Origin of the sequence: Methylorubrum podarium (assembly GCF_022179745.1) — a bacterium.
GTDB lineage: Bacteria > Pseudomonadota > Alphaproteobacteria > Rhizobiales > Beijerinckiaceae > Methylobacterium > Methylobacterium podarium.
In genome coordinates this window covers 1-4,999 of sequence record NZ_BPRD01000545.1, presented here as the reverse complement: position 1 = coordinate 4,999, position 4,999 = coordinate 1, and the positions used below count along the sequence as shown (strand labels likewise).

Here is a 4,999-nt window from a genome sequence, read left to right as displayed (position 1 = left end):
CGCTCCGGCGGCGAGGCCGGGCAGGCTCAGCGGCAGGGTGACGGTGAAGAAGGTCCGCGCCCGCGACGCGCCGAGGTCGGCGGCGGCCTCGGAGAGCGCCGGGTCGAGCCGGCTCATCACCGCGTAGAGCGGCAGCACCATGAAGGGCAGGTAGGCGTAGGTGAGCCCGATGAGCACGCCGACGGGGCTGTCGAGGATCGGCAGCGGCGCCCCGATCAGCCCGAGCTTCAACAGGGCGGCGTTGAGCAGCCCCTCGGGCTTGAGGATCGCGATCCAGGCGTAGACCCGGATCAGGAAGCTCGTCCAGAACGGCACGATGACGAGGGCCACCAGGATCGGCTGCCAGCGCGGCGCGGCGCGGGCCATGGCGTAGGCCGTCGGCGTGCCGATCCCCACGAGGATCGCGGTGGCGAGCGCGGCGTAGCCCAGCGAGGACAGGGCGGCGTCGCGGTAGAGCGCGTCGGCCGCGATCATCTGGTAGTTCTGGAAGTCGAGCGCCTCGAAGAACTCGCGCCAGCCCTCCAGGCCGCCATCCCATTCGAGCACCGGCAGGTAGGGCGGCTGGGCGGTCGCCGGCGAGGAGAAGCTGATCTTCAGCGTCACCGCGAAGGGCACGAGGAAGAACAGAGCCAGCCACAGGAACGGCAGGCCCCGCATGAGGCCGCGGCCGAGGCGCTGCGACAGCCGCTGCGACGGGCCGCTCATGCCGGCAGGATCCGCGCGGCGTCGGCCGGCACCGCGAGCGAGACGGTCTCGCCGACGGACGGGATCGGGCCGGGCGCCGGCAGGGCGGCCGAGGCGCGCAGGGTCGCGCCGTTGGCCATCTCGACCCGGTAGCGGATGCGGTCGCCGAGGAAGGTCGCCTCGATCAAGCGACCTCGGAGCCGGCCCTCCAGGCCCGCCCCCTCCCCGCTCACGACAAGCCGCTCGGGGCGGATCGCGACCACGACGGCGTTGCCCGCCTCGCCCTCGCCGGTGGCGCGAAGGTTGCCCAGAGCCGTCTCGACGCTGCGGGTGCCGCCGGGCTCAGGCCCGCGGAGCCGGCCGTCGATCAGGTTCACGTCGCCGAGCAGGCCCGCGACGAAGCGGCTCGCCGGGCGCTCGTAGAGCTCGCGCGCCGGCCCCATCTGCACGAGGCGCCCGCGCTCCATCACGCCGATCCGGTCGGCGAGCGCCATCGCCTCCTCGGCGTCGTGGGTGACGACGACGAAGCTCGTGCCGAGCCGCCGCTGGATCGCCCGCAACTCCCCCTGCGTCTCCTCGCGCAGGGCCCGGTCGAGGGCGCCGAGGGGCTCGTCGAGGAGGAGGAGGCGCGGCTCGCGGGCGAGCGCCCGGGCCAGGGCGACGCGCTGGCGCTGGCCGCCGGAGAGCTTGTCGGGGCGGCGCGCCTCGAAGCCTTCGAGCCGCACGAGCCGGAGCAGCGCCCTCACTCGCTCCGCGCTCTGCGCCCGGTTCAGGCCCAAGCCTTTCAGGCCGTAGGCGAGATTGGCCGCCACGCTCATATGCGGGAACAGCGCGTAGGACTGGAACATCATGTTGACCGGCCGCCGGTGCGGCGGCAGCGCGGTCAGGTCCGTCTCGCCGAGCCGGATCGTGCCGGAATCCGGCACCTCGAACCCGGCCACCATCCGCAGCAGGGTGCTCTTGCCGCAGCCGGACGGGCCGAGCAGGCAGAAGAACTCACCGCCCGCCAGATCGAGGGAGACGGCATCGACGGCCATGTGCGCGCCGAAGCGCTTGGTGACCCGCTCCAGGCGGAGCCTCTGTTCCGGATGGGAAGTGGTTGCGGGCAAGATGGATCTTCGGACCGGCGTCGCGACGGATCTCGGCGACTTGTCTTTTGAGGGATGCGTCTTCGCAGAAGCGGTGCTGCGGGCCGCCTCACGCGTCTTCCCGCAGCGCCTCCTGCACCCGCGCTTCGAGCAGGTCGGGGCGGCGGATGACGAGGGCGCCGCGGGTGCGGTCGATCAGGCCCTCGCCGGCCATCACCGTGAACTCGCGGGTCACCTGCTCCCGGCGGCAGCCGATGCGGGCGGCGAGGACGTGGTGGTAGGGCGGCGGCGTCACCACGCGCTCGCCGTCCTGTCCGGCCCGCGGCACGGAGAGGCGCAGCAACTCGGCGTAGAGCCGGTGGCGCAGGTCGAGCAGCGCGTGCTCCATCAGCCGGGTGTTCAGTTCGCGCACGCGCTTGGCGAGCAGGCGGAACAGCCGGTCGGCGATGGCCTCGGAGGCGAACACGATCTGGCGGAAGACGGGAGCCGGCACCACGCAGACCTCGCCGCGGGTGAGCGCCGTGACGTTGGCCGAGCGGCCGATGCCGTCGAGAGCCGCCAGCTCGCCGAAGAAGGCGCCGGTGCGCATCTCGCCGAGGATGACCTCCTTGCCGGACTGGGACCGGTTGAGGATGCGCACTTCGCCCATGGCGAGGAAGTACACGTCGGTCGAGATGTCGTCGTAATCGACGAGCGTCTCGTTCTCGTCGAAGCGCCGCCAATGGCAGCGCGTCTCGAATGGGGAGAGATCGACACCCGGTTCCTTGAAGAACGGGATGCTCGCCAACCGGCCTGTCGCCACGCCTCTTGTACCTTAGTCTACGCGCGTAGAGCGAATGGTGAGGCCGCCGCCGGGGCGGGTCAAGTCGTGGCGCGCGGCTGCCGGACGATTGAGGTGGACGGCGTGGGCCTCGAACCGCCTCGCGGACCGGGTCGAGGCGCGTCTCGGATCCGGCGGACAATCAGAGGGCGTCTCCCGATTCGGCCGCCGCCGACGGATGTACCGACGCGAAAAGGCTCATCTGAGAAGCACTTAGCCGGAGAACGAATAAGCAACTAGTGATCGGCTTCCATGAAGTTGCGCATCGTGCAACAGGTTTTTTATACCGCACGTAGTCATTTTCCGCGTGATTTTGGGAAGCATTAACCGTAACCTTTGGCTGCGGATCTGAGGCAATCGCGGAGTTAACCGATGTTGGAAGGTTACCGTGACTTATTTCTGCAGGATGCTTTCAAGGTAGGACTGATTTCATCTTCGGCGAACCATCGTGATGTCGGATGCCTCGTTTGGGACGAGACACCCGATGGAGTCGATGTCGAGGTCGGTCCAGGTGTCGTCGTTCCTGATTCTGTGCGCTTATCCATTGCCTGCCTGAAGATCGACTGTCGCTGTGCCGTGGTCGAGCGCGAGGGCTGCCGTCTTCATCTTGCTTTCGTCCGCTGAGGCGGCACGGCAGCCGAACGCGCGGCTGACATCGAAGCGGGTCGTCATTTGCAAGACCGCGCGATCCATAGGATGCGTGCCGCGACGATTCACGAGCGTGTGAGCACCCGCACCCGTACGGGCCGGGAACGAGGCTAGCTTCTCCGCTCCCGGAGCGGACGGTCGGCCTATGGACGATGGATTTTTCCTGAGTGCGGTGCTGCTCGCGCTGGCGCTCGCCCTGTCCGGTCCGGCGGGCCTGCTGCTGGCGCTGCGGCAGCGGCAGCGCATTCGGATCCTGGAGCGCCGCCTCGCTCTGGTCGAGGCGCGCCCGATCGCCGGCCCCGCGCCGAGCCCGATTCCAAGTGTGACCCCGACGCCCGCTCCCGCGCCGGAGCCGCCCCGTCCGGAACCGGCGCCCGAACCGCCGCCGCGCGGCGCCGTCCCGGCCGTCCCGGCCGCGGCGCCGGAGCGGCCGGCGATGCCTGCCTCCCCTCCTCCCACCCCTCCTGCCTCCCCTGCCCCCTCCTTCGAGGAGCGCTTCGGCACCCGCTGGACCGTCTGGGTCGGCGGCCTCGCCCTGGCCTTCGGCGCGGTGCTGCTCGTGCGCTACTCGGCCGAGCGCGGCCTGTTCGGGCCGGGCATGCGGATCGCGGGCGGTTTCGCCCTCGCCTTCGGTCTTATCGGGCTCGGCGAGGTCCTGCGGCGGCGCCTGCGCGGGGCCGAGCCGGTGCCCGCGATCTGGCCCGACGTGCCGGCCATGGTCACCGCCGCCGGCACGGTCGGCCTGTTCGGCGCGGTCTACGCCGCGCACGCGCTCTACGGCTTCATCGGGCCGGGCCTCGCCTTCGCCGGGCTGGCGGTGACGGGCCTGGCCGCCATGGTCGCCGCCCTGCTGCACGGGCCGGCGCTCGCCGGGATCGGCCTCGTCGGGGCGCTCGCCACGCCGCTCCTCGTCGGCGGCGGCGGAACGAGCCTGTGGCCGCTCGCCCTCTACCTCCCGGTGGTGGCCGGCAGCGCCTACGCCTTTGCCTGGGTGAAGGGCTGGCGCGCCCTCGCCGTGGCGGCCGGAATCGGCGCGGCGGCCTGGGCCCTGTTCCTCACCCTCCTGCCCGGCGAGGGCGTGGCCGTGCAGGTCCACCTCGTGCTGCAGCAGGTGCTGGCGGTGCTCGTCTTCGCCGTCCTGCCGGGGCGCGGCGTGCCCGATGGGCAGGCGCGGCTCGACCGCTTCGCCGCCTTCGCCCTCGCGGTGATCGGTGGCGTGGCGCTGGCGGTGCTCGGCCTGACGGCGTCCGACGGCGGGCCGGGCTGGGCCGCGGCGGCGCTCGCCGCGACCGTGCTGCCCGCGCTCGCGGGCTTCGTCGCCGCGCCCGCCGCCGCGGGCAGCGTCGTCGCGGCCCTGACGCTGGCCGTCGCGCTCGTGGTCTGGCCGCAGGCGGCGGATCCCGCGGGCGTCCCCGACTTCCTCCTCTGGTCCGGAACCGAGAATCCCGGATGGCTCGTCGCGCTGGCGACGGCCGGGTCTCTGACGGTCGCGGGGCTCGGCGCGCTGCGGCTCCTGGGCGGCAGCCTCCTGCCCTACGCCACCGCCCTCACCTTCGCCGCCGGCGCGGCGGCGGCGCCCCTCGCGGCCCTCGCCCTCGCCGATCTGCGCATCGCAGGCGGCGCGGTGGCCCCGGGCTTCGCCGCCGCCGCGGGGGCGCTGGCCGCCGGGTTCTGCGGGCTCGCCGCCCTGTGCCGGCGCCAGGGCGACCAGACCCCCTCCCCCGCCCTGGCGCTCGGGCTCGGCGCCTTCGCCGCGGCG

The 4,999-nt window shown here is 72.5% G+C and carries 5 protein-coding genes; 2 read left to right on the top strand and 3 right to left on the bottom strand.

From position 1 onward, the window contains the following. The 3 genes from MFF42_RS23130 to MFF42_RS23120 form a co-directional block, all read right to left on the bottom strand. Positions 1 to 705: ABC transporter permease (locus MFF42_RS23130; RefSeq protein ID WP_238258070.1), on the bottom strand; the 705-nt coding region annotated here is incomplete at its 3' end. Then, entirely contained in the window at positions 702 to 1,796 is a 1,095-nt protein-coding gene (locus tag MFF42_RS23125; protein WP_373875216.1) for an ABC transporter ATP-binding protein, read from the bottom strand. The genes MFF42_RS23125 and MFF42_RS23130, both read right to left, overlap by 4 nt. An 85-nt stretch (positions 1,797 to 1,881) precedes the next feature. Beyond that, entirely contained in the window at positions 1,882 to 2,574 is a 693-nt protein-coding gene (locus tag MFF42_RS23120; protein WP_012456405.1) for a Crp/Fnr family transcriptional regulator, read from the bottom strand. Between the two features lie 390 nt (positions 2,575 to 2,964). On the opposite strand from MFF42_RS23120, the gene MFF42_RS23115 reads away from it, so the two are divergent. After that, positions 2,965 to 3,216, top strand: coding sequence for a hypothetical protein (locus MFF42_RS23115; RefSeq protein ID WP_238258067.1), 252 nt, complete (start codon positions 2,965 to 2,967; stop codon positions 3,214 to 3,216). 169 nt (positions 3,217 to 3,385) lie between these two features. After that, a partial coding sequence (locus tag MFF42_RS23110; protein WP_238258065.1) for a DUF2339 domain-containing protein occupies positions 3,386 to 4,999 on the top strand: 1,614 nt, incomplete at its 3' end.